At 66.2% G+C, this 21,156-nt stretch carries 20 protein-coding genes; 5 read left to right on the forward strand and 15 right to left on the reverse strand.

Annotated features, from left to right (window positions below; translation table 11 throughout):
* Positions 1-455 precede the first annotated feature (455 nt).
* The 4 genes from ACO6D6_RS05810 to mfd form a co-directional block, all read right to left on the reverse strand.
* On the reverse strand, positions 456-1,106 hold the full coding sequence (locus tag ACO6D6_RS05810; protein ID WP_484784023.1) for a nucleoside triphosphate pyrophosphohydrolase: 651 nt from the start codon (positions 1,104-1,106) through the stop codon (positions 456-458).
* On the reverse strand, positions 1,106-1,585 hold the full coding sequence (locus ACO6D6_RS05815; protein WP_484784025.1) for a hypothetical protein: 480 nt from the start codon (positions 1,583-1,585) through the stop codon (positions 1,106-1,108). The genes ACO6D6_RS05810 and ACO6D6_RS05815 overlap by 1 nt, the downstream gene beginning before the upstream one ends.
* Positions 1,582-3,207, reverse strand: a complete 1,626-nt coding sequence (locus tag ACO6D6_RS05820; protein ID WP_484784027.1) for a hypothetical protein — start codon at positions 3,205-3,207, stop codon at positions 1,582-1,584. Before ACO6D6_RS05820 ends, ACO6D6_RS05815 begins: the two co-directional genes overlap by 4 nt.
* Positions 3,208-3,334: 127 nt before the next feature.
* The gene (mfd, locus tag ACO6D6_RS05825) at positions 3,335-6,814 is read right to left on the reverse strand and encodes a transcription-repair coupling factor (protein WP_484784029.1); all 3,480 of its coding nucleotides are present in this window, start codon (positions 6,812-6,814) and stop codon (positions 3,335-3,337) included.
* Positions 6,815-6,899: 85 nt separating this feature from the next.
* Here mfd and ACO6D6_RS05830 point away from each other — a divergent pair, with 85 nt between their 5' ends.
* On the forward strand, positions 6,900-7,133 hold the full coding sequence (locus tag ACO6D6_RS05830) for a hypothetical protein (RefSeq protein ID WP_484784031.1): 234 nt from the start codon (positions 6,900-6,902) through the stop codon (positions 7,131-7,133).
* On the forward strand, positions 7,130-7,558 hold the full coding sequence (locus ACO6D6_RS05835; protein WP_484784033.1) for a TA system VapC family ribonuclease toxin: 429 nt from the start codon (positions 7,130-7,132) through the stop codon (positions 7,556-7,558). Before ACO6D6_RS05830 ends, ACO6D6_RS05835 begins: the two co-directional genes overlap by 4 nt.
* Positions 7,559-7,590: 32 nt before the next feature.
* Here the strand turns inward: ACO6D6_RS05835 and pth are convergent, their stop codons facing one another.
* The gene (pth, locus tag ACO6D6_RS05840) at positions 7,591-8,169 is read right to left on the reverse strand and encodes an aminoacyl-tRNA hydrolase (RefSeq protein ID WP_484784035.1); all 579 of its coding nucleotides are present in this window, start codon (positions 8,167-8,169) and stop codon (positions 7,591-7,593) included.
* Complete coding sequence (locus tag ACO6D6_RS05845; RefSeq protein WP_484784036.1) at positions 8,166-8,459, reverse strand: hypothetical protein; 294 nt, start codon at positions 8,457-8,459, stop codon at positions 8,166-8,168. Before ACO6D6_RS05845 ends, pth begins: the two co-directional genes overlap by 4 nt.
* Before the next feature lie 691 nt (positions 8,460-9,150).
* Here ACO6D6_RS05845 and ACO6D6_RS05850 point away from each other — a divergent pair.
* Positions 9,151-10,536, forward strand: coding sequence for a ferric reductase-like transmembrane domain-containing protein (locus ACO6D6_RS05850; protein WP_484784038.1), 1,386 nt, complete (start codon positions 9,151-9,153; stop codon positions 10,534-10,536).
* 94 nt (positions 10,537-10,630) lie between these two features.
* On the opposite strand, the gene ACO6D6_RS05855 is transcribed toward ACO6D6_RS05850, so the two are convergent.
* Positions 10,631-11,275, reverse strand: a complete 645-nt coding sequence (locus tag ACO6D6_RS05855) for a histidine phosphatase family protein (protein WP_484784040.1) — start codon at positions 11,273-11,275, stop codon at positions 10,631-10,633.
* Between the two features lie 100 nt (positions 11,276-11,375).
* Between ACO6D6_RS05855 and ACO6D6_RS05860 the strand changes: the two genes are divergently transcribed.
* Positions 11,376-12,026, forward strand: a complete 651-nt coding sequence (locus ACO6D6_RS05860; RefSeq protein ID WP_484784041.1) for a DNA-3-methyladenine glycosylase — start codon at positions 11,376-11,378, stop codon at positions 12,024-12,026.
* 2 nt (positions 12,027-12,028) lie between these two features.
* Here ACO6D6_RS05860 and ACO6D6_RS05865 read toward each other — a convergent pair whose 3' ends face one another.
* From ACO6D6_RS05865 to ACO6D6_RS05890, 6 genes are all read right to left on the reverse strand, one after another.
* Complete coding sequence (locus tag ACO6D6_RS05865; RefSeq protein WP_484784043.1) at positions 12,029-12,664, reverse strand: ABC-2 transporter permease; 636 nt, start codon at positions 12,662-12,664, stop codon at positions 12,029-12,031.
* Between the two features lie 64 nt (positions 12,665-12,728).
* Positions 12,729-13,394 carry an ABC-2 transporter permease gene (locus ACO6D6_RS05870; protein WP_484784045.1) on the reverse strand — a complete coding sequence of 222 codons (666 nt, stop codon included), beginning with the start codon at positions 13,392-13,394 and terminating at the stop codon, positions 12,729-12,731.
* Positions 13,387-14,223: an ATP-binding cassette domain-containing protein gene (locus ACO6D6_RS05875; RefSeq protein WP_484784047.1), complete on the reverse strand. Its 837-nt coding sequence runs from the start codon at positions 14,221-14,223 to the stop codon at positions 13,387-13,389. The genes ACO6D6_RS05870 and ACO6D6_RS05875 overlap by 8 nt, the downstream gene beginning before the upstream one ends.
* A complete protein-coding gene (locus ACO6D6_RS05880; RefSeq protein WP_484784049.1) occupies positions 14,220-14,633 on the reverse strand; it encodes a GntR family transcriptional regulator in 414 nt (137 codons plus the stop codon). The genes ACO6D6_RS05875 and ACO6D6_RS05880 overlap by 4 nt, the downstream gene beginning before the upstream one ends.
* Positions 14,634-14,977: 344 nt before the next feature.
* Positions 14,978-17,401 (reverse strand): ABC transporter permease, encoded by a 2,424-nt coding sequence (locus ACO6D6_RS05885; protein WP_484784051.1) that lies wholly within the window; start codon positions 17,399-17,401, stop codon positions 14,978-14,980.
* On the reverse strand, positions 17,401-18,168 hold the full coding sequence (locus tag ACO6D6_RS05890) for an ABC transporter ATP-binding protein (RefSeq protein ID WP_484784368.1): 768 nt from the start codon (positions 18,166-18,168) through the stop codon (positions 17,401-17,403). The genes ACO6D6_RS05885 and ACO6D6_RS05890 overlap by 1 nt, the downstream gene beginning before the upstream one ends.
* A 310-nt stretch (positions 18,169-18,478) precedes the next feature.
* Here ACO6D6_RS05890 and ACO6D6_RS05895 point away from each other — a divergent pair, with 310 nt between their 5' ends.
* Positions 18,479-19,168 carry a Crp/Fnr family transcriptional regulator gene (locus tag ACO6D6_RS05895; RefSeq protein ID WP_484784053.1) on the forward strand — a complete coding sequence of 230 codons (690 nt, stop codon included), beginning with the start codon at positions 18,479-18,481 and terminating at the stop codon, positions 19,166-19,168.
* Positions 19,169-19,224: 56 nt separating this feature from the next.
* Here the strand turns inward: ACO6D6_RS05895 and ACO6D6_RS05900 are convergent, their stop codons facing one another.
* Together ACO6D6_RS05900 and ACO6D6_RS05905 are read right to left on the reverse strand one after the other, a co-directional pair.
* On the reverse strand, positions 19,225-20,175 hold the full coding sequence (locus ACO6D6_RS05900) for an L-lactate dehydrogenase (RefSeq protein WP_484784055.1): 951 nt from the start codon (positions 20,173-20,175) through the stop codon (positions 19,225-19,227).
* On the reverse strand, positions 20,172-21,152 hold the full coding sequence (locus ACO6D6_RS05905) for a ribose-phosphate diphosphokinase (protein ID WP_484784369.1): 981 nt from the start codon (positions 21,150-21,152) through the stop codon (positions 20,172-20,174). The genes ACO6D6_RS05900 and ACO6D6_RS05905 overlap by 4 nt, the downstream gene beginning before the upstream one ends.
* Positions 21,153-21,156 lie beyond the last annotated feature (4 nt).

The raw sequence follows: 21,156 nt of genomic DNA on the forward strand, positions 1-21,156 counted from the left end.
ACCCCATCTCCAGAGGATTTACCGATAACCGAACACCTTCGGCCCGGGCAGCGTGCCTTTGAGAAGCCGGGTGGGCGTGGCGATGGGAACCGGAGCAGGGTGCTCGACCAGTTGAGCTACGCCATGGGCGGCGGGAGTCGAACCCGCATCCTCCCTGTCCCTGAGATAACCGATCCTCCTCGGCCCACCCAGCGGAATGAAGTTGTGAGGGCCGAGCGGACTTGGGGTGAGGACCGGCTGGCTTTCGCCGACTGCTCTACCACCTGAGCTACCCCCGAAGGGGGGCGGGACTCGAACCCGCGACCTGTCCATTAACAGTGGTAACCGATCTTCTTCGGCCCGCTCGGGCCGTTGCTGTGTAGAACAGTACACACCTGTCAGAGGCATGTCAACTACACCCTTGGGTGAGGAACCGACTCCGATATGAGGGACGCTCGAGGTCGGTGAACCGTCGCTCAGCGACCTTCCTGACCACCGCGTCGGGGTCCGGCCTGTTCGGCGCGGGTGATGTGCGACTCCAGGGTGCGCAGGGCGGCGCGAACCGCCGCGTCGGCGTCGACACCACTGGCCTGGGCGCGAGCGACCAGGGCCTGGATCCGGCTGCCGACCTCCTCGGCCGTGATCGGCTCGTCGGCGAGGTCCACCGCGACGGCGTGGGCCCGGGCCCGGGAGATCACCTTCTGGGTACGGGCCAGCGCGCTGAGCGACTGGGCGATGCCCTCCAGCGACGACGTGCGTCCCTTCTCCTGGCGTTTGCGGCGCTCCCAGACCCCGCGCAGATCCTCGGGCACCTCACCATCACCGAAGACGTGGGGGTGGCGGCGGATCAGTTTGTCCGCGATACCCCGGGCGACGTCGTCGATGGTGAACCGCCCCTCGTCCTGGGCGATCCTGGCGTGGAAGTACACCTGGAGCAGCAGGTCACCGAGTTCCTCACGCAGGTCGTCGTCGGTGCCGCCCTCCACCGCGTCGACCACCTCGCAGGTCTCCTCGACGAGGTGGGTCAGCAGCGAGGAGTGCGTCTGTTCCCTGTCCCAAGGGCATTCGACGCGCAGCCGCGCCATCACCTCGTTCAGGCGGATCAGCTGCTCACCGACCTCCGGCATCAGCTCTTCGCCTCTACCGAGATCGAACCCCCCCTGAGGTTGATGCCATGCTCCGGATCCCATGACCCGTAGCGGGGGTTGAGCTCCACGGACGGGAGGGCTGCCTTCACGCTGTCCAGGTCCAGGGTCTTTTGGCCGAGCTCCACCCTGAAACTGTTCTTGAAGGCCTTCTCGCACGGGGTTCCCACCAGCGGGGCGAGCTGAGGGTCAGCCTTCATCGCTTGGAGCGCAGCATCGTCGAAGGATTTTCCGAGACGCTGAGCGGCACCTTCGAAGATCTCCCCGAAGACCATGAGGAAAACGACCCTCGACCGATTGGGTTTGAGTCCTGCCGCTTTGCAGGAATCCACGATCTCGGTGAGCTCCGCATCCGAGATGACCCTGTCCCCCACGATCGCTGCTGTCGACGGGCTGTGCGCGCAACCGGTGAGGGCGGCGACCGCAACGAGCGGAACGGCGATGCGAGCGGCGAGTTTCATGGAAGATCCTCCTGAAGACGGCTTTGTCCCGAAGCATACCCACGACCGGCGGGCCGGACCCGGAGCGCCGCCGACACGGAACCGCCCCGACGGATGTACCCGTCGGGGCGGTCGGGGTCTCGGGAGAACTTGACGTCGACCGTTTCAGCCTCGGGCGCAGTTGCTTCCTTGGTGACGTGCGGAAACGAACCCTTACCCGCGGTGTACACATGATCTATGATCAGCTTCGGTTGGAAGCTGACGTGGAAGTCCTTGGCCTCTTGGGGAACCTTGAATACCGCACGATTTCTGTAGCCAGTGTCCACGATCTCGACCGCCGAGTCCCCGCTCGTCACCTTCCACGTCGCAGCCCAGTCAACCTTGGTGTTGCTGAAGAGCCCTTGCGTCTCGAATTTGATGTTCTCCAGGCTCAACACCAGCCACGCCTGACCACTGGGAGCCCACCCGAGCGTGGATTCGAAAGGAGTCAAGTAAGCGGCGGTTACCCGCCCGTCGTAGCTGCTTTTCACCGAGGCGTTCTTGTCGTACGCATCCGGCATTTCCTCCGGGGTGATTGACACGAATTCCTTGGCGCCCCACGTGGTGGACACATCCGCCTTCGTCTTGCCGCCCTGGTACAGCATCAAAGAGTGATCGGCCTGGGTCGCCCCGCCCACCAGTGGGGCTTTCTCCGCCTGGCCATCAGTGGTGGCCACCAGCTGCGCCCCGTCGAGGGATGCCGTTGAAACCACCAGCAGGTACTGACCAGTCTTCACCTCACCGCACTTGACGTGCGCGCACCTGAAGGAGGCCCCTCCCTTGCCATCGCTGAACTTCTTGCTGCCGTCCTTCAGGGTGAGTTGGGTCTGTCCGGCCTCCACCGTCAGGGCCGCCGTGGCGTCCCGGGGCCGCGAGACGTCGGGACTCAAATCCGCGGACTGGAACTCCGGTGCGATGTCCTCAGCCCCTGAGACCTCCACCTTCCAGATCCCCAGGCTCTGCCCCTCGGCAGGGCGGTAATTTGTGTCTGAAGTTGATCCGAGAGCTGCCATCGCCGCACTCGGAATGACCTGGGCATCGGCTTTCGCGGTGACGGTGAGGGTGCCGGCCGGTTCCTTCAGCACCGCCGGGGTTTCGAGGTCCGCAAACGTCATCGCGGATACGGAATCCGCCGGGATCAGGACCGCGAACTCCTTCTGATCGGTCATGGGGCCAAGAGGCGCCTCCAGCTTCCCCGGGTCCCCCGGCGAGGCGTTGTCGGGGCGGAACAACTTGCCGCTCGGGTCTCCCTGACCGGACATGTACGGATCCCGCAGCTGCGTCCCGTTTGCCGCCGTGGTCGTGCCGAACCCCATCCGGAACCACGACCCCGAACCACCGAAGCTCTTCGCCGGCCCACAGTAAAGGTTGTCGCCTATCTCGCCGTTGCCCGTGTCCTCGAAGAAACACTTGCCGTCCTCCGCGACGGCGAGGGTGTCTGCCTCAGCGCCCCTCGCCGCTTCCTTGAACTTCGCATCCGCTTTCTCCAGGAACTCCTTGGCATTGGGTATGTCCGCTCCCTCGAGCCTGGGTGTCGTCCCGCAGCCCGCCAGGCCGAGCAGCAACGCGACAGCGACCACACCGAACTTCTTCGTCCGTTTCATTTCTCCTCCGTCCACCGGCTGCCACCATGGCGGCCAGGACATCGATCTCGTTTCCAGCACCCTAACGGCTCCTGGAGGCACGCGGCAGGGTTTTCGGAAAAACGGGGTAGCGACGGACGCGGGGGCCTCAGCCGATCACCCTGTCCAGCAGCGACATCGCCCAGGCGACCGCGTCGCCGTCGGGTTTGGGTACCAGCAGCTGAGAGGTCGCATGCTTGTACACCGACCCCGGGTAGAGGCGTTGCAGCCGCACCTTGCGCGACTCGGGGAGGTTCACCGGTTCGATCCGGACGTTTTTCCCCTGCGCGACGATGTCGACCACACCCAGTTCCCGGGCGCGATTGCGCAGCACCGCGACCGCGAGGAGCTGTTCGACGGGCAGCGGCGGTTCGCCGTAGCGGTCGGTCAGTTCGGAACGCACCGCCTCGACGTCACCGGCCGACCGGATCTCCGCGATCTGCTTGTACATCTCCAGCCTCAGTCGTTCGGAGGGTACGTACTCATCGGGCAGGTGGGCGTCGACGGGCAGTTCGATGCGCAGCGCCGGTTCCGGGGTGGTGTCCTCGCCGCGGTACTGGGCCACGGCCTCCCCCACCAGCCGCAGGTACATGTCGAAACCGACATCGGCGATGTGCCCGGACTGTTCCCCACCGAGGAGGTTTCCGGCGCCGCGCAGCTCCAGGTCGCGCATGGCGATGGACATGCCCGCACCCAGGTCGGTGTGGGAGGCCATCGTCGTGAGGCGTTCGTGGGCGGTCTGGGTGAGGGTTTTGTCCGCCGGGTACAGGAAGTAGGCGTAGCCGCGTTCCGAGGAACGCCCCACCCGGCCCCTGAGCTGGTGCAGCTGCGAGAGCCCGAGCACGTCGGCGCGGTCGATGATGAGGGTGTTGGCGGTCTGGATGTTGAGGCCCGCCTCGACGATGGTGGTGCACACCAGCACGTCGGCGCGGCGCTCCCAGAAATCGAGCATCACCTGTTCCAGTTTCGATTCCCCCATCTGGCCGTGAGCGGTGGCCACGCGGGCCTCCGGCACCAGGTCGCGCAGTTCAGCGGCCACCTTGTCGATGCTCTCGACGCGGTTGTGGACGAAGAACACCTGCCCTTCCCGGGCCAGTTCGCGCCGGATGGCGGCCCGAACCTGCCCCTTGTCGTAGGGGCCGACGAGGGTCAGCACGGGGTGGCGTTCCTCGGGTGGGGTGGCGATCACGCTCATCTCCCGGATGCCGGTGATCGCGATCTCCAGGGTGCGCGGGATGGGGGTGGCCGACATCGACAGCACGTCGACGTTGACCCGCAGCTCCTTGAGGCGTTCCTTGTGTTCGACGCCGAAACGCTGCTCCTCGTCGATGATCACCAGACCGAGGTCCTTGAACGCGACCTCCTTGGCCAGCAGCCGGTGGGTGCCGATCACGAGGTCGACGCGGCCGCTGGCGAGACCCTCGAGGACCTTCCTCGATTCGGCGTCGGTCTGGAACCGGCTCAGCTGCGCCATGTGGACGGGGAAACCCGCGAACCGGGAGGCGAAGGTCTGGTGGTGCTGGCTGACGAGCAGCGTGGTGGGCACCAGCACCGCCACCTGTTTTCCGTCCTGGATGGCCTTGAAGGCGGCCCTGACCGCGATCTCGGTCTTGCCGAACCCGACGTCACCGCAGATCAGGCGGTCCATGGGGACCACCTTCTCCATGTCTGCCTTGACCTCCTGGATCGCCGCGAGCTGGTCGGGGGTCTCGACGAAACTGAAGGCGTCCTCCAGTTCCCGCTGCCAGGACGTGTCGGGCCCGAAGGCGTGGCCCTTGGTGGCCTGTCTGGCGGCGTAGAGCTTGATGAGCTCGGAGGAGATCTCCTTGACGGCCTTGCGTGCCCTGGATTTGCGTTTCGCCCAGTCGGCGCCGCCCATCTTGTCCAAGGCGGGGGTCTCCGAGCCGACGTAGCGGGTCAGCTGGTCGAGCTGGTCCATCGGCACGAACAGCCGGTCACCGGGCTGGCCGCGTTTGCTGGCGGCGTACTCGATTACGAGGTAGTCGCGCACCGCCCCCTGGACGGTGCGCTGCACCAGTTCCACGAACCGCCCGACCCCGTGCACCTCGTGGACGATCGGGTCGCCGGCCTTGAGTTCGAGGGGCTGGATGGTGTTGCGACGGCGACTCGGCAGCTTCCGCGCCCCCCGCTCGGTGCTCTGCTGACCCGAAAGTTCGGCGGCGGTCAGCAGTTCGAGTTTCGCGGTTCCCGCTCGCCAGCCGCGCCTGAAGGGTCCGACGATCACGTGCACGGTCCCGGCCGCGGGTTCGGTGTCGAGTTCGGAGACCCGCGCGGTGATGTCGTGTTCTGCCAGCAGTTCGGTCATGCGGTTGGCCAGGCCCCTGCCCTCGACGCCGATCAGGAGCCGCCAGCCGTCGCGGAGCCGGGCCTGGACGTGGGCGACGGCGGCGTCCACATCGCCGCGGAAATCATCGGTGGGGGTGATCCCGAGTCGCCGGGAGTGCACGGAACCGGCGTCGAGATTGGTATCAGGCGCCTCCTCCGCGGTGAACGGGCTGAGGCTCCACCACTTGTGTCCCAGCGCCATGGTGTGTTCCCGGACCTCGCCGAGGGCCCGGTAGGAGGATGCCCCCAGGTCGATGGGTGAGGTGCCGCCGCTGGCCGCGGCCGCCCAGCTGGCGTTCAGGAACTCCTCGCTGGTGGCGACCAGTTCGACGGCCCGGGCGCGCACCAGCTCGGGGGCGGCCACCAGCACCAGGGAACGCGGCGGCAGCACGTCGGTCAGCAGCTCCAGGCCGTCCACCAGGACGGGAATGAGGGCTTCCATGCCCTCGACGGCGTGCCCCTCGGCCAGGCGGGAGAGCATGTCGGACAGCTGCGGGTGATCGCGCTGGAGGGCCGCGGCGCGCCGCCTGACGGCGTCGGTGAGCAGCAACTCCCGGCAGGGTTCGGCCGTGACCCGCTGCAGCTGCTCGCCGGTGGAGCGCTGGTCGGCCACCGAGAAGGGCCGGATCTCGGTCACCTCGTCGCCGAAGAAGTCGATGCGCACGGGCTGTTCGGCGGTGGGCGGGAAGACGTCGACGATGCCGCCGCGCACCGCGAACTCGCCGCGCCGCTCCACCAGGTCGACGCGGTTGTAGGCAGCATCCACCAGCGATTTCAGCAGGTCGGTGAGGTCGCACTCCCGGCCGGCCTCGACGGTGACGGGCCGCATCGAGGCCAGGTCCTTGACCTGCGGTTGGAGCAGGGCCCGCACAGGAGCCACCACCACTCGCGGTGGCGCATCGGATACGAGCCGCCGCAGCACCGCCAGGCGCCTGCCGACGGTGTCGGCTCGGGGCGAGAGGCGTTCGTGGGGCAGGGTTTCCCAGGCCGGGTAGTAGGCGACGGCCTCCTCCCCCAGCAGCCCGGAGATCTCGGCCGCGATGGCCTCGGCCTCCCGGAAGGTGGAGGTGACCAGCAGCATCGTGCGCCCGGACTCGGAGGCGAGCATCGCCGTCGCGGTGGCGAAGAAGGATGTGGCGCAGGTGACATCGCGCGCCTCGGCGCCCGCAACCTGGGAGTCGCGCAGGGTGGCCCGGACGGCCGGGTCTGCCTCGAGGGCGGGAAGAAGTCCGGGAAATCTCACCGGGTCATCTTGTCACGAATGCCCCCGAAATCCCGGTCTCCCATTGACGCGATGCGCCACCGCATCATGATGCTACTCTCGATGCATGAGGACGACCGTTACCATTGCCGATGACGTCCGTGCCGAGATCGAGAGGATGCGCGCCGAGCAGGGCATCGGTCCGAGCGAGGCACTGAACACCTTGGCCCGCAGGGGCATGATGCGCTCTTCCGCGTCTCCCATCACCCTCCCAGCCCCGGTCGCAATGGGGGCCCGCTTCGACCTCACCAACATCGGCGAGGTTCTGGAGATTCTCGATTCGCAGGAGCCCGGGTCGTGATCGTCGATGCCAATGTGCTGCTCTACGCCACCAATGAGGAAGCGCCCCATCATCCGACAGCACGCCGCTGGTTGACGGAGGCACTCTCAGGGGAGCAGAGGATCGGTATCCCGTGGCAGAGCGTCGGCGCGTTCGCCAGAATTTCGACACACCCGAGAGTGTTTCAGCGTCCGTTGAGTCCCACGGAGGTCGAGGAGAACATCGACGCGTGGTTCGCGAGCGATGTTGCTTGGATTCCTCCCACAACCGTGCACTCGGTCCGGATCTACAACCGACTTGCAGAGCGCCACCACGTCACAGGAAATCTGGTCCCCGACGCGCAGCTAGCAGCGCTGGCGATCGAACACGGAGTTGCGGTTGTCTCTTTTGACAGCGACTTCGCCCGGTTTCCTGAGGTGACGTGGGTGAATCCTCTCAGAACATGATGGTGCCCGGAGGTTCCGCGTCCTCTGCGTCTTCAGTTGTTGAAGCGGTTCTGTGCCGCCACGAGACCCTCCGTCACCAGGGTCTCGACCGCGTCGGCCGCTACCGCGGCGTCGAGCCGCATGGCATCCAGGTCCGCGAGGCGCATCCGGGATAGCACGTAGTCGGAGGCGGGTTGGCGTCCCGGGGGGCGGCCGATGCCCACCCGCACGCGGTGGAAGTCGCCGGTGCCGAGGTGGGCGCGGATGGATTTGAGTCCGTTGTGGCCGTTGTCACCGCCGCCGAGTTTGAGGCGCAGGCGGGTCGGTTCCAGGTCGAGTTCGTCGTGGATGACGATCACGTTGGCGGGGGGGATCTTGTGGAACTTGGCGACGGCGGCGACCGCGATCCCCGAGTCGTTCATGTAGGTGGTGGGTTTCACCAGCACCAGCCGGTGTTCGCCGGGGAGCTGTCCCGTGGCGACCTCGGCCCGTTGCCCGCGGGCGATGCTGAACCGCGCCCCGAGGCGGGAGGCCAGGTCGTCGACCACCCAGAACCCGACGTTGTGCCGGGTCGGGGCGTAGGCCGGGCCCGGGTTCCCGAGCCCGGCCACGAGATGAAGCGAGGGGCTCACTCGCCCTTGACCGGCATCAGGTCGACGTGTTCCAGGAAGCCGGTGATCGGGTCGCGCTGCACCTGCTTCGGGGCGACCACCACGGCATCGGCACCGTCGATGCTGATCTCGAAGGTGACCCCGGGTTCGCGGAGCAGCAGGAAGGTTTCCTGGCCGGGCAGGGAGATGTGGACGGGCTCGATGCCGGGCCCGTAGATGACGGCGGGGACGCGTTCGGCGCGACGCAGTTTGCGGGCCGCGCCCTTGCCGAACTCGGTGCGGGCGGTGGCTTCCAGCTTGTGGGGGGCCATTTCTACCTCCTGAGGTGTGGATGGGATGCACGCCTGCAGGGGTTGCTAGTCGATAACGGACGTCGGGTCCCTCGCCAGGCAGCTCGCACAGCCTACCTCAGGTTCAGCAGCACCCCAGAACACGAACCCCGGACCGGACAACCGGAACCCAACCCCAACACCCCGAACAAAGTCACCAAAGTTTCGACACGACTAGCTCGCAGAGCGAGCAGGCCGGCTCAACCAACTGCCCCTCCCCAAGCTGGTTGAGCCGGGACGCGAGGAACGAGCGGCCCGAGTCGAAACCACCCCTTTGAAGCTGGTTGAGCCAGCACGTGAGCGCCAGCGAACGGCTGAGTCGAAACCACTACTCACACCCGGCGGGTAGAACCCATCTCCAACACCCCGGACAAGGTCACCAAGGTTTCGACACGACCAGCTCGCAGAGCGAGCAGGCCGGCTCAACCAACTGCCCCTCCCCAAGCTGGTTGAGCCGGGACGCGAGGAACGAGCGGCCCGAGTCGAAACCACCCCTTCGAAGCCGGTTGAGCCAGCTTCAAGGTGATGGGCCTTGTGCCGGTCATCCGCCGGGACAGGGCGATCCGCACGCGTTTGGTTCACGACGCGGAAAAGTTACACTTTCAACGACCCCTCAGGTTTTCACGGGTCCTTCAACAGCTTCCCCACAGATTCGTCGCAAGGATATACCGGTATGACCTCATCCCGACCACTGTCGCGCGCCGCGCAGCGGGCCCCCGCCCAGCCGCGCGGGCAGCGCCTGCGTCTTTGGCGCGCCCTGCTGGCCGGGTCGGCCTGGGTGGGCACGGCCTTCTCGGTCATCCCCCACCTGATCGATGGCGCCGGGCAGCGGTTCACCGGCCTCTCCGATGTGCTGGGTGGGCTCGGGGTCGTGGCCGGCCTGGTCGCGATGAACTCGATGCTGTTCATGCTGCTGCTGGCCGCCCGGGTTCCCGTGATCGACCGGGTGCTCGGGCAGGTCAGGGCAGTCCGGTGGTACCGGCTGCTGGGGCGGGTCACCGTGCTCGGGGTGCTGACCCACGTCGCCCTGATCATCACCGGAACCGGATGGACCAATCGCGACGACCTCGCCGGTGCCGTCGGCTCGCTGTGGTCGGGGAACCTGCCGCTGGCCTTCGCCTCCGCCGCCCTGCTGTTGTTGACGACGATCGCATCGGTGTTGGCGGTGTGCCGAGGGCTGCGCCGCGAGGTGCGACACCTTCTCAACATCCTCTCCTACGCCGCGGTGCTCCTGGCGATCCCCCACATGCTCCGCCTCGACCCGGTTTTCCTGCCCGGCAGGGCGCAGCGCATCTACTGGGGCGTCCTGCTGGTCCTCGTCGGCGCCTGCCTGCTCTGGTACCGGCTCCTGACTCCACTCCTCCGTTCCTGGCGGCATCGGTTGAAACTGGCAAACACCGTGCACCTGACCCCCGACCTCCTCCACCTGGAGTTCACCGGAAGGCACCTGGACAGGTTGATGGCCCGGGCTGGCCAGTGCTTCGCCTGGCGCCTGCTGACCCCTCAGCTGTGGACCCGGACCCACCGGTTCTTCCTGTCCGCGGCGCCGACGAGGGATCGGTTGCGCATCACCGTCCGGATCACCGATGAGCACACTGCTGAGCTGGCGGCGGCCAGGCCCGGCACGAGGGTCATCTTCGCCGGCCCCTATGGTGCCTTCACCGACGCATCCCGGACCCGGGACGGTCTGGTGCTGATCGGCGCCGGAACCGATCTCGCACCGATCCGGTCGCTGCTGGAGGCCACCACCGCGCACCCGGCGGACACCGTCGTGATCCTCCGCGCATCCGCCCCCGAGGAGCTGTTCCTCCTCGACGAGTTCCAGCAGCTGTGCGACGATCGCGGCATCGTCCTGCACCTGATGACCGGCCCGCGCCACGAGGGCCGCTGGGTGAGCATCGGATACGCCGGCCACGACCTGTCCACGCTGGCACCGGACCTGGAGAACTCCGACGTGTTCGTTTGTGGCCCGGGCGGGTTCGTCGATTCCGTCCTGGCCGAGGCCCGCGACCTGGGGGTCGCCCCCGAGCAGTGCCACGAGGAGAGACTCGTCCCGTGAGGTCCCGGCTCCACCGTGGCGACGGCATCCGCTTCCCGGGGGCCTGGGACCGGAGGCCCTGAAGATCCGTCCGCCGGGGATCGTTGCTGTTGATTCAGATGCTCTCCGGCGGGGTCACCCGCGCCCCGAGGTCATTGATGAACTCCACCTGCGGGCCCTGCTCCGTGACCATGAAGGAGGTCATGGACGCCGGCGCGAGGTTGAGGCGCCGCGCGGGGAGCAGGTCGATCCCGAGCACCAGCGAGATGCAGCTCATGATCGGCCCCCAGTGGGTGACCACCACCGTGGTGCCGCTGAACCCCATGAGTTTCTCGAATGCGGGACGCACCCTGGTGTGCAGGTCGATGTGGGATTCACCGCCGGGCACCCGGAAGGTCTCGTCACCCCAGAACCGGAGGAGTTCGTCGGGTTTCTCGCCGCGCAGTTCGTCACCGGTGAGGCCATCCCACTCCCCGAAGGCGAGTTCGTCCCAGACCCGTCTGGGGGTGACCCCGGTCCCGAACAGCTCGGCCACGGGAGCGGCGGTTTCCTTGGCGCGCCGCAGGGACGAAGACACCACGCGCACCTCCGGCGCGTCCCCGATGAAGGCCCCGATGCGGGCTGCGAGGTCACGGGCCTGGGCGCGTCCCTCGGCGTTGAGCGCCGGGTCGGCTCCTCCGCGCCCGTCCCACCGACCAGAAGCGGTGAAATCGGTGACACCATGCCTGCAGAGAACAACGCGACTTCCAGTCAGCAGCATGAACAGAAGGCTAGTGGCAGCGGGGCTCTGCTGCCAGCGGCCGCTCCGCCAGATGGGTTCACGGGACCGTTCCGGGGCCCGGTCGCGGCACAATGCCCCCATGGATCTGCCCGGTTTCACACGCGCCTCCCGCGCCTGGTTCCGTCGCCCCGTTCTCGAACTCGCGCCGCTGCTGCTCGGCTGCGCACTGGCCCGGAGCACCGGCGAGGGCACCGTCGCGGTCCGCATCACGGAGGTGGAGGCCTACGCCGGGCCCGCCGATCCCGGGTCGCACGCTTTCCGGGGCCGCACCGCCCGCAACGCCACCATGTTCGGGGAGCCCGGGCACCTGTACTGCTATTTCAGCTATGGGATGCACCACAACCTCAACGTGGTGTGCGACGAGGCGGGTGTCCCGACGGGTTGCCTGCTGCGGGCCGGCGAGGTCATCGAGGGAGCGGACCTGGCGCGCACCCGGCGGGCGGCGAGGCCCCGTTCGACTCCCCTGCCGGAGCATCACCTGGCCCGCGGCCCCGGAAACCTGGGGCAGGCGCTCGGGTCGTCGCGCGAAACCGACGGCGCCGACCTGCTGGGCGAGGAGTGGTCGTGGTGGCTGCCCGATGTTCCGCCCGGTGAGTGGTCGACGGGTCCCCGGGTGGGGGTTTCGGGCCCGGGCGGTGACGCCGAACGCCATCCGTGGCGTTTCTGGCTGCCCGGCGAACCCAGCGTCTCCGCCTACCGTCCGGGGACATCCGGACGTCGTTCCGGCTGAGGTCAGTGGTCCTGCCGCTGGTAGAAACGGATGGTCACCAGCAGCGACAGCGCCCAGGCCACCAAACCGGCGATCAGCAGCAGCCACGGCCACCCCGCCAGGACCCAACCGGGTAGTGGGGACATCAGCTGTGCCAGCAGGTAGCCTCCCACGCCCGCGACCACCGCGACAACGACCAACACGGCCACCGCTCTGGCATCCGTGAAGCGAACCAGAACAGGAACCATGACCGCGAAAATGACGAGCACGATTCCCACCGCCGCCGACGCCGCTGCCCACCAGTCACCGCCGGCCCTCAGCCCCAGGAATTCCCCGAGGAGCAGCGCCAGAACCGCCACGATCTCGGCAGCCACCAGGTAGGCCAGCGACACCAGGTAGTGCGAGATCATCACCGTCCTGCGCCGCAGGGGCAGGGTGTCGTACAGCAGATCGGCATCCTCCGTTCCGTCGAGGCCGAATTTTCCGTAGAAAACGGACACCGTCGTCATGAACGCAATGAAGACGATGGCCAACGCCCAGTCCATCAAGTTTTTGAAAATACCGAGGAAAACCCAGACCAGGACCCCTATCACCATAAGAAACAGAGAGTCCGACATGCGCTTCACATCCAGCCTGATGGCGTTTTTGAGTTCACGCATTTTTCCCTCCTTTCGCGCGGGCAGACGGCGGCACTGCAATGAATCTCCCGCAGGACCCCATCGGTCAGTGATCCTGTCGCTCGTAGATGCGGATGGACACCGGAAGCGACACGGCATACGCCACCAGACCCGCCAGCAGCAGCACCCACAGCCCTTCAAGAGGCAGCCATCCGGTCAGCAGCGGGGGTGACGCACCCGGGGAAGCCGTTTGCACCATCGCATGGACCCCGAGCGCGGTGACCGCCAGAATGGAGAAGATGACGATTCCCCCGTTCCTGCCCCCGAATCTGACGACGAGAGGAGCCGCGATCGCGAAACCGAAAAGAGCCGTGACCAGCGACGCCAGCACCGCGACCGGCCAGTCGGCTCCGACGTTCACCCCGGCCATCGGCATGGCCAGCATCATCGCCGCCACTGCGATCTCGAAAAGGAAGGACAGGACCAGCAGGACCAGGTAGCCCGAGATGATCACCGTTCGGCGCCGCAGCGGCAGGATGTCGTAGAGGATATCCACCCCGTCCACTCTCCCGACCTGAAACAGCACGAGCATCAGCACGACCAGGAAAAGGGAAAGAAGAGGGACAGAGATCGAGAAGGACGGTTTCCCCTCGTCCAGTATCCCGTGCAGAAGCCCGGGAATGACCCAGAAGAATGCCATGAGTCCCCCGAAGAGGAAAACCCCGCGCAGACGATGTAGATCGATCCTCAGCGCGGATCCGAGTTCACGCATCTTTCCGCTCCCTCGCGAGGTGCACCAGCAGGTCCTCGACGGACGGAGTATCCGCCACGACACCGGGGCCGCACAACCCCAGGTCGGCTGCCGCGAGCAGCCCTTCCCAGCCGACGGAGTGCTGTCTGAGACCGCGGATCCGGGTGCGCAACTCGCCGGTGAGATCGGCGGCACCACCGCGAATCATCACCCACGCCTCAAGCAGGTCGTCGCGGGGACCGGAAACGGCCACCTCACCGGCGTCGAGAACCGTGACGAGATCAGCGATACGGTCCAGGTCGGTGGTGATGTGGGTGGAGAACAAAACCGAGTGCCGTTCGTCGGTCATGAACTCGGACAGCTTGTCCAACAGTTCGCTGCGGGCCAGGGGATCGAGACCACTGGTCGGTTCGTCGAGCACCAGCAGTTCGGCCCCGTGCGCCAGCGCGACCGCCATCTGCATCTTCATACCCATGCCCCGGGAGAATTCCCTCACCTTCAGCCGCTGCGAGACCCCCGCCCACTCGGCCAGTTCATTGAAGACTTTCTGGTCCCAGTCCGGGTAGAACGGGCCGAGCAGCCGGGAAAGGTCTCGGACCTGCCAGCCAGAGTGCCAGCACGGTTGGTCGAGGACCACACCGACGCGAGTCTTGTCGATAAGGCGTACCACACCCTCCAGTGGACGCACCGCACCCAGAGCAATCTTGATGGCGGTGGTCTTGCCCGCCCCGTTGGCCCCGACCAGACCCATCACGTAGCCACGAGGAACGTCCAGGTCGATGGGACCGAGGCGGAACTCCTTGTACTGCTTGGTGATTCCCGTAAGCGTGAGGAGACTGTCGCTGGTCATGCGTCCTCCCTTTGGGTGAGAGCGAGTTCGAGGATGGAGCGGATCTCGTCGTCGTCGACATCGGCCAGCCGGGCCACGGACACGCCGTTCGCGAAGTGGGTCTCCACCTCGCGGAGCACCTGCTCGCGAACGAGTTCGGCATCGCGCGGCAGGACGAAGTACCCCTTTCCGGGCACGTTGGCGACGAGCCCGTCGGCCACCAGTTCCGCGTAGGCCCGGGTGGTGGTGATGACGGAGACCCTGAGGTCGCGGGCGAGGGCCCGGATGGATGGCAGCGCATCCCCCTCGGAGACCTCGCCCCGCAGGATTGCCGCCTTGATCTGGTCCTCAATCTGGACATAGATCGGGATCCCCGCGGTGTTCGACAACACGACGTCCACCACACCCTCCCTTCTGTATATATGCAGCATATACAGTAAGTACGGCGGGTGCAAGCGCGGAACGAAGCCAGCAACCGTTTCAGCGAACAAGGGCTACCGACGGAACAGGATCCGATTCGGGCAGCCCACACACGCTGACGTAAGCCGGGGTCGATCCACCCGCTTCCGCACCGGCTGTCGTCGGAACGGCCTGCCCGTCGGCGGCCTTGGCAGACGCTGAAGCGCCTCCTGAAAGCACAGGACCGGACAGGAAGGCCCGTGGTGGGTTTCGCGATCTTCACAATCCCCTCCCGCCGTTCCCGTAACGGCCGAGTGGCTGATGCCGATCCCGCGGGATTCGGCATCAGCCACTCGGTCTTCCCAGCCAGCGGACGCTACTCGGCCGCGAGGGCCTCCGTCGGGGTGGCGTTCGCCGCGCGCCTGCCGGGCAGCACCGACGCGAGGGCCGCCGCGACCACACAGACCAGGATCAGACCACCCGTGTAGAGCAGGTCGACGGAGAACACCGCCTCGGGCCGGGAGGTTTCGTCCATCATCCCGAGCGATGTGACCACACCCAGCCAACCGAAGAACGAACCCGCCGCGACACCCATCACGATGCCCACCACGGCCAGCAGCATCGCCTCGGCCAGCAGCATCAGCCGGAGCGACCTGCGCTGCATGCCAAGGGCCCGCAGCAGCGCCGATTCACGTTGCCGCTCGATCACCGACAGGCCCAGGGTGTTGCCGACACCGACCAGGGCGATCACCACGGCGACACCGAGCAACGCGGTCAACACCGTGAGGAGAACGTTCACGATCTGCTCCAGTATCCCCGCCATGGTGGCGCCACCGCCGATCTCGACATCAGAGGACAGGGGAGAAATCACCTTCATCACCTGGTTCAGGGCGGTGCTGGAGGTCCGATCCGTCAACTTGATCCAGGCCTCCCGGATCTCGCTCTGCCCGGACAGTTTCTCGAAGGTTGCCTCGGAGACCACTGCCGCGTTGTAGGGAACCGACTTCGAGGAGCGCACCTCCAACTGCCCCGCGCCCGGCAGATCCACCCGACTGGGCAGGTCGGCCGCGATTTCCGCACTGACCAGGAACACCCCGTCCGGGGCATTCATCCGGTCCGGGAGACCGAGCTCAGCGCGGGCGACGTTCACGTTGCGGACGGAAAACTCCATACGGCCCAGGTCGACCTGTTTGCTGGGGATCTCCACCACCTTCGCGACCCCCTCGTTCCTGCGGAGCTCCTCCACCACACCGGATTTGAGGGGACCGTCGAAGTCCCGCACGCTGACATCCACCGGGTAGCGCTGGTTGATGTCGGAAAGAGCCGAGGTGCGCATGGTGGAAACGGCCACCTGGAGCGTGACCACGAGTCCCACCGCGAGCATCAGGGCCACCGCCGTGGCCGAGGCGCGACGGGGATTCCTGACGGAGTTGCTGGTTGCCAGCTTGACCGTGGAACCCATGAACCCCAGGAGCCACCCGAACAGGCGCAACAGCACCGGCACGTAGAACGGTGCCGCCAGCAGGATCGCCAAGGAGAGGAACCCGCCGCCGCCGATGGCCCAGAGCAATCCTCTGGCCGGATCGGCGAAGGCCTGGAAAACCAGGCTGCCCCCCAGGAGCAGGAACAGGCAACAGAACACCCCACGGGTGATGCTCAACCGTTTGACGCGGGCAGCGCTGGGCACCACCTGCAGGGCCTCGAGGGGGCTGACCCGGGTGGCCGCCAGCGAGGGGCCGATCATCGAGAGCACGGTTATCAGCACACCGGCGAGGACGGCGATCCCCAGCTCACCGAGCGGGAACACCAGACCCCAGTAGATGGCACCCGTCCAGAGACCCGCCACCGCTGCGACACCGGCCCCGATGCCCACGCCGATCAGCGAACCGACGAGCCCCAGCAGAACGGCCTCCGCGAAGAGTCTTCCCGCGACCTGCCCCGTCGACGCGCCGACGGCCCGCAGCAGACCGATCTGGCGTCGGCGTTGGGTGACCAGGATCGTGAAGGTGTTGGCGATGATGATCATGCCGACGACCGCGGAGATCGCGGCGAATACCAGCAGAAGGTTGCGGAAGACGTCGAACCCACCCGTGAGCTGCTTCATCTGATCGTTACGGTAGTCGTCCGTGGTACTGACCTTGAAGTTGCCCGATCCGAACGGTTCGAGAGCCCGCTGGATGGATGCGACGGCCGCCGCCGGGGCCTGAGCCTTGACAACCCACATGGACGCCTGCCGCTCCGGCCCGAAACCGGCGATGTAGGAGGTCGTCGTGTAGAGCGAGGGCGCGTCGTTGGTGATGCCAACGACCCGGTAACTGTTGCTCTGCTCATCCCTCGAGAAGCCCATGGCGACCTTGTCCCCGACCTTCACGTGGAGTTTCTCCGCCCCCGCCCTGGACAGGGTGATCTCTTCCTCCCCGGAAGGCCAGGAACCCTCGGCGAGGGAGGCCCAGCGGAACTCGGCCGAGGGAAGCACGACTGCATTGGTGTAAACCGAGAAATTCTCGTGGGTCAGCGGAAAGAGCGCCACCACGGAGGCCTCCGCCTGTGTCACCCCGGAGGCCCCCTGAATGGCCTTGAGCACCTCATCCGGTTTGCTCTGATCATTCGCACCGACCTGCTCGACCACCACGTCGGACTTCGAGGTCGCGATCACCCCGGACCGCGTCATCGAGTTCTCCTCGGTGCGCACCCCGATCATGATCGCCGAGATGAATCCGACGCTGATCGCAATGGCCAGCAGCGTCGCGACGAACCGGCCCGGGTGCAGCCGGATCTCGTTGATTGCGTCTCGTAGCATCACGCCCCCAGACGCCCGAGGCTGGCGAGCATGATCTCGGCGGAGGGCCGGGCCACGTCGTCGACGATGCTCCCGTCGGAGAGCACCAGGGCCCGGTCCGCGTATCCCGCGGCCTTCGGGTCGTGGGTGACCATGATGATGGTCTGTCCCTGTTCGCGGGAGCATCGCTGCAGGTATTGCAGGAGGGCGGTGCCGGTGCGGGAGTCGAGGGCGCCCGTCGGTTCGTCGGCGAATATCACCTGCGGGCTGGTGACCAGCGCCCGCGCGATCGCGACCCGCTGCTGCTGCCCCCCGGAGAGCTGGCTCGGGCGGTGGGTGAGGCGATCGGTGAGCCCCAGGGAGTCGACGATCCCCCTGAACACCTCACGGTCCGGTTTGCGACCCGCCAATTCAAGCGGCAGCAGGATGTTCTGCTCCGCGGTGAGCGTGGGAAGCAGGTTGAAGGACTGGAACACGAACCCGATCTTGTCCCGCCGGATCCTGGTGACCTGCCGTTCGGGCAGGCGGGACAGGTCCTGATCGCCCACCCAGGCCGATCCGCTGGTGGCACGATCCAGCCCGGCCATGCAGTGCATCAGAGTCGATTTTCCGGAGCCGGACGGCCCCATGATGGCCGTGAACGATCCGGCCTCGATGGCGAGGGTCACGTCGTTGACGGCGACTACGGGCCGGGACCCACCCTCCCCGAACACCTTCGTCAGATTCTGGGCGCCACAGGCGGGGACCACTGCGGGTGGAGCGATGCTCACGTCGATACCTTCCTCGATTCTTGAACTGACGAATCCAAACTATCCTTCCCCCACCAGCAGAACATCGTCCCGGGGAATGCGGTTCGCAGGCCTCCCCCAGACCACGGTGCCACGGTTCCCCGGAGGCCAACTAGGGGTACCACCCTGACCCCGGCGACGAGACCAGCGACGCTCGCCGGCAAAGCCTCCGGTGTGGACAAAACATCAATCACATGTCACCCGGACAGGGGCGTATAATCACCTTTGACCTGCCGCGATTTTGCAGTTTGGCCCCGGATGCAGTTAACTATCGGAAAAATCACTAGTTAACCGGGGTTAAGATCTGATCATGACCAGTGCCACCCACCTCGTAGGCACCCGCTGGGAGCACATCGCGCGGCGATCCATGGAGAATATCGTCGGCTGCCCCTTGCCGGGTTGGAACCTCTGCGCAGCCTCCTCCATCGTGATGGAGATCGATTCCGGGCAACCATTGCCCAGCGGGAACCAGCCCATGATGTGGTTGGTGCTGAACGGGGCCATCGCATCCATGGTCACCTTCAAGGGCAAATCCCACATCGCCAGTTACATGCAGCAGGGGGATGTCTTCCTCAACGCAAACCCCCGCGAGTTCAGCGAGTTGCTGGGTCTTCCCACGAACTACCAATTCATGGATTCCCCGCTGGCCCTCTCACGCAAGCGCGCATTGGCGAAAGAGAATTCAAACATCGTCGGCACCCCGATCCGGCTTCTCTCCGCCCTGGCGAAGCGCCATCCCGAGTGGTACCGCTTCTCCACCGTCGTCCTGCTACGTCTGGTGGCCTATCACACGCATCGCGAGTACCAGTTCCTGACCATGAACACCGAGGAACGCTACCTCGCCTTCCTACAGGAATATCCCCGCTTGGCGGCGCGGATGTCGCAGCGCGAGGTGGCCCAGTACCTCGGTCTGACCCCCGTGGGCCTGAACCGCGTGGTATCCCGGTTGCGCCAGCGCGGGGCCATTCCCCGGCCTGCATCACGGAAACACACGGCCTGATCACACCGCCCGTCCCGGCCGGTGCCTGACCGGCCGGGACGGGCGGATTCAGGACATCAGAACCCCAGCGAGTTCAGCGTGTGGCGGATGGCGTCGGCGGATTCGTGCATGCAGCCGAGCTCACCGTCGGTCAGGGGTTGCCTCAGGGCATGACCGGCACCGTGGCGGTCGACGATGGTGGGAACGGAGAGACAGACATCCTTGATGCCGTACCAGTCCTCCACGAGACTCGAGATCGGCAGCACCCGGTGTTCGTCACGCAGCACCGATTCGATGATCCGGGTGGCGGCCAGCCCGATGGCGTAGTTGGTGGCACCCTTTCCCGCGATCACCTCGTAGGCGGCGTTCACCACCTGATCCGCGATCGCGTCGCGGGTGGATTCGTCCAGCTTCCCGGTCTGGCGTTCCCAGTCCAGCAGCGGGACACCACCGATGGTGGCGGCGCTCCACAGCGGGATCTCGGAGTCACCGTGCTCACCAGCGATGTACGCGTGCACGTTCACCACCGCGACCTCGCAGGCCTCCGCGACGAGGTACCGCAACCGGGAGGAGTCCAGCACGGTGCCCGACCCGAACAGCTGGTTGCGGGGCAGGCCACTGATCTTCAGCGCCGCATAGGTTGTGACATCCACCGGGTTGGTCACCATGAGGAAGATCGCATCGGGGGAGCGTTCCACCAGCGGGGGAATCACCTTTTTCATCAGGTTCACGGTGGAGGCCGCGAGATCCATCCGGGTTTCCCCCGGTTTCTGTTTCGCCCCCGCAGTGATCACAACCACATCGGAACCCCGGGTGATTTCGGGATCATCCGATCCCTCTATCCTCGCCTGCGGCATGAACTGGCTGCCGTGGGCCAGGTCGAGGGCCTCGGCACGGACCTTCGCCGCGTTGATGTCGTACAACACGACGTGCCGGGCAACTCCCCGGATCAGGCTGGCGTAGGCCAGCGAGGAACCCACCGCCCCGGCGCCGATGATTGACAGCTTGTTGACCCCACGAACACTCATTTGTACACCTGTCCTTCAAACAGAGAAGTCACCGATCCGTCACGGAAAACGGCGTTGATGGCCCTCGCGATCAGCGGGGCGATCGACAGCACCGTCAGATTGTTGACCGGCTCGGCGGTCCGGATCGGCAGCGTGTTCGTCACGATTATCTCCGCCAGACCCGACTTGTTCAGCCGCTCCACCGCAGGCCCCGAGAAAACGGCATGGGTGGCGGCGCAGATGACCTTGCTGGCCCCCCGTTCCTGCAACGCGAGCGCCGCCTGGGTGATGGTTCCAGCAGTGTCGATCATGTCGTCGACGAGAATGCAGGTCTTGCCCCGCACATCACCGACCACTTCATGCACGGCGACCGTGTTGGCCTTCTCGTGGTCGCGGCGCTTGTGGATGATTGCGAGCGGGCAGCCGAGCTCGTCGGTCCACATGTCGGCCAGCCGGACCCGTCCCGCGTCGGGCGAGACGACGCACATCTCGGAGGTGTCGTAGTGCGCCCGGACGTAGTCGCTCAGCACCGGAAGTCCCCAGAGGTGATCCACCGGGCCGTCAAAAAACCCCTGGATCTGCGAGGCGTGGAGATCCACCGACATGATCCGGTCGGCCCCCGCGGCCTTGTAGAGATCGGCCACCAGCCGGGCCGAGATGGGTTCCCGGCCGAGGTGTTTCTTGTCCTGACGCGCATACGGGTAGAAGGGCGCAACCACGGTGATGCGTTTCGCGGAGGCCCGTTTCAGGGCGTCCACCATGATCAGCTGCTCCATGATCCACTCATTGACGGGCGCGGTGTGCGACTGGATCACGAAGGCGTCGCAGCCACGCACCGACTCCTCGAAACGCACATAGATCTCGGAGTTGGCGTAGGCGAGGGCGCGGGTGGGAACCAGGTTCGTCTCAAGCGTGGCCGCGATCTCCTCCGCCAGTTCCGGGAATGCCCTGCCCGAGAAGAGCATCAGGTGTTTGTTGTTCGCGGTCTCGTTCCTCATGCGG

This window comes from Arachnia sp., from assembly GCF_057238465.1.

Excerpts from the sequence above, each read along its gene's own strand:
- ACO6D6_RS05810 (WP_484784023.1), bottom strand. The coding sequence starts at position 1,106 with ATGCCGGAGGTCGGTGAGCAGCTGATCCGCCTGAACGAGGTGATGGCG.
- ACO6D6_RS05815 (WP_484784025.1), bottom strand. The coding sequence starts at position 1,585 with ATGAAACTCGCCGCTCGCATCGCCGTTCCGCTCGTTGCGGTCGCCGCC.
- ACO6D6_RS05820 (WP_484784027.1), bottom strand. The coding sequence starts at position 3,207 with ATGAAACGGACGAAGAAGTTCGGTGTGGTCGCTGTCGCGTTGCTGCTC.
- ACO6D6_RS05830 (WP_484784031.1), top strand. The coding sequence starts at position 6,900 with ATGAGGACGACCGTTACCATTGCCGATGACGTCCGTGCCGAGATCGAG.
- ACO6D6_RS05845 (WP_484784036.1), bottom strand. The coding sequence starts at position 8,459 with ATGGCCCCCCACAAGCTGGAAGCCACCGCCCGCACCGAGTTCGGCAAG.
- ACO6D6_RS05850 (WP_484784038.1), top strand. The coding sequence starts at position 9,151 with ATGACCTCATCCCGACCACTGTCGCGCGCCGCGCAGCGGGCCCCCGCC.
- ACO6D6_RS05855 (WP_484784040.1), bottom strand. The coding sequence starts at position 11,275 with ATGCTGCTGACTGGAAGTCGCGTTGTTCTCTGCAGGCATGGTGTCACC.
- ACO6D6_RS05860 (WP_484784041.1), top strand. The coding sequence starts at position 11,376 with ATGGATCTGCCCGGTTTCACACGCGCCTCCCGCGCCTGGTTCCGTCGC.
- ACO6D6_RS05865 (WP_484784043.1), bottom strand. The coding sequence starts at position 12,664 with ATGCGTGAACTCAAAAACGCCATCAGGCTGGATGTGAAGCGCATGTCG.
- ACO6D6_RS05870 (WP_484784045.1), bottom strand. The coding sequence starts at position 13,394 with ATGCGTGAACTCGGATCCGCGCTGAGGATCGATCTACATCGTCTGCGC.
- ACO6D6_RS05875 (WP_484784047.1), bottom strand. The coding sequence starts at position 14,223 with ATGACCAGCGACAGTCTCCTCACGCTTACGGGAATCACCAAGCAGTAC.
- ACO6D6_RS05880 (WP_484784049.1), bottom strand. The coding sequence starts at position 14,633 with ATGCTGCATATATACAGAAGGGAGGGTGTGGTGGACGTCGTGTTGTCG.
- ACO6D6_RS05885 (WP_484784051.1), bottom strand. The coding sequence starts at position 17,401 with ATGCTACGAGACGCAATCAACGAGATCCGGCTGCACCCGGGCCGGTTC.
- ACO6D6_RS05895 (WP_484784053.1), top strand. The coding sequence starts at position 18,479 with ATGACCAGTGCCACCCACCTCGTAGGCACCCGCTGGGAGCACATCGCG.
- ACO6D6_RS05900 (WP_484784055.1), bottom strand. The coding sequence starts at position 20,175 with ATGAGTGTTCGTGGGGTCAACAAGCTGTCAATCATCGGCGCCGGGGCG.
- ACO6D6_RS05905 (WP_484784369.1), bottom strand. The coding sequence starts at position 21,152 with ATGAGGAACGAGACCGCGAACAACAAACACCTGATGCTCTTCTCGGGC.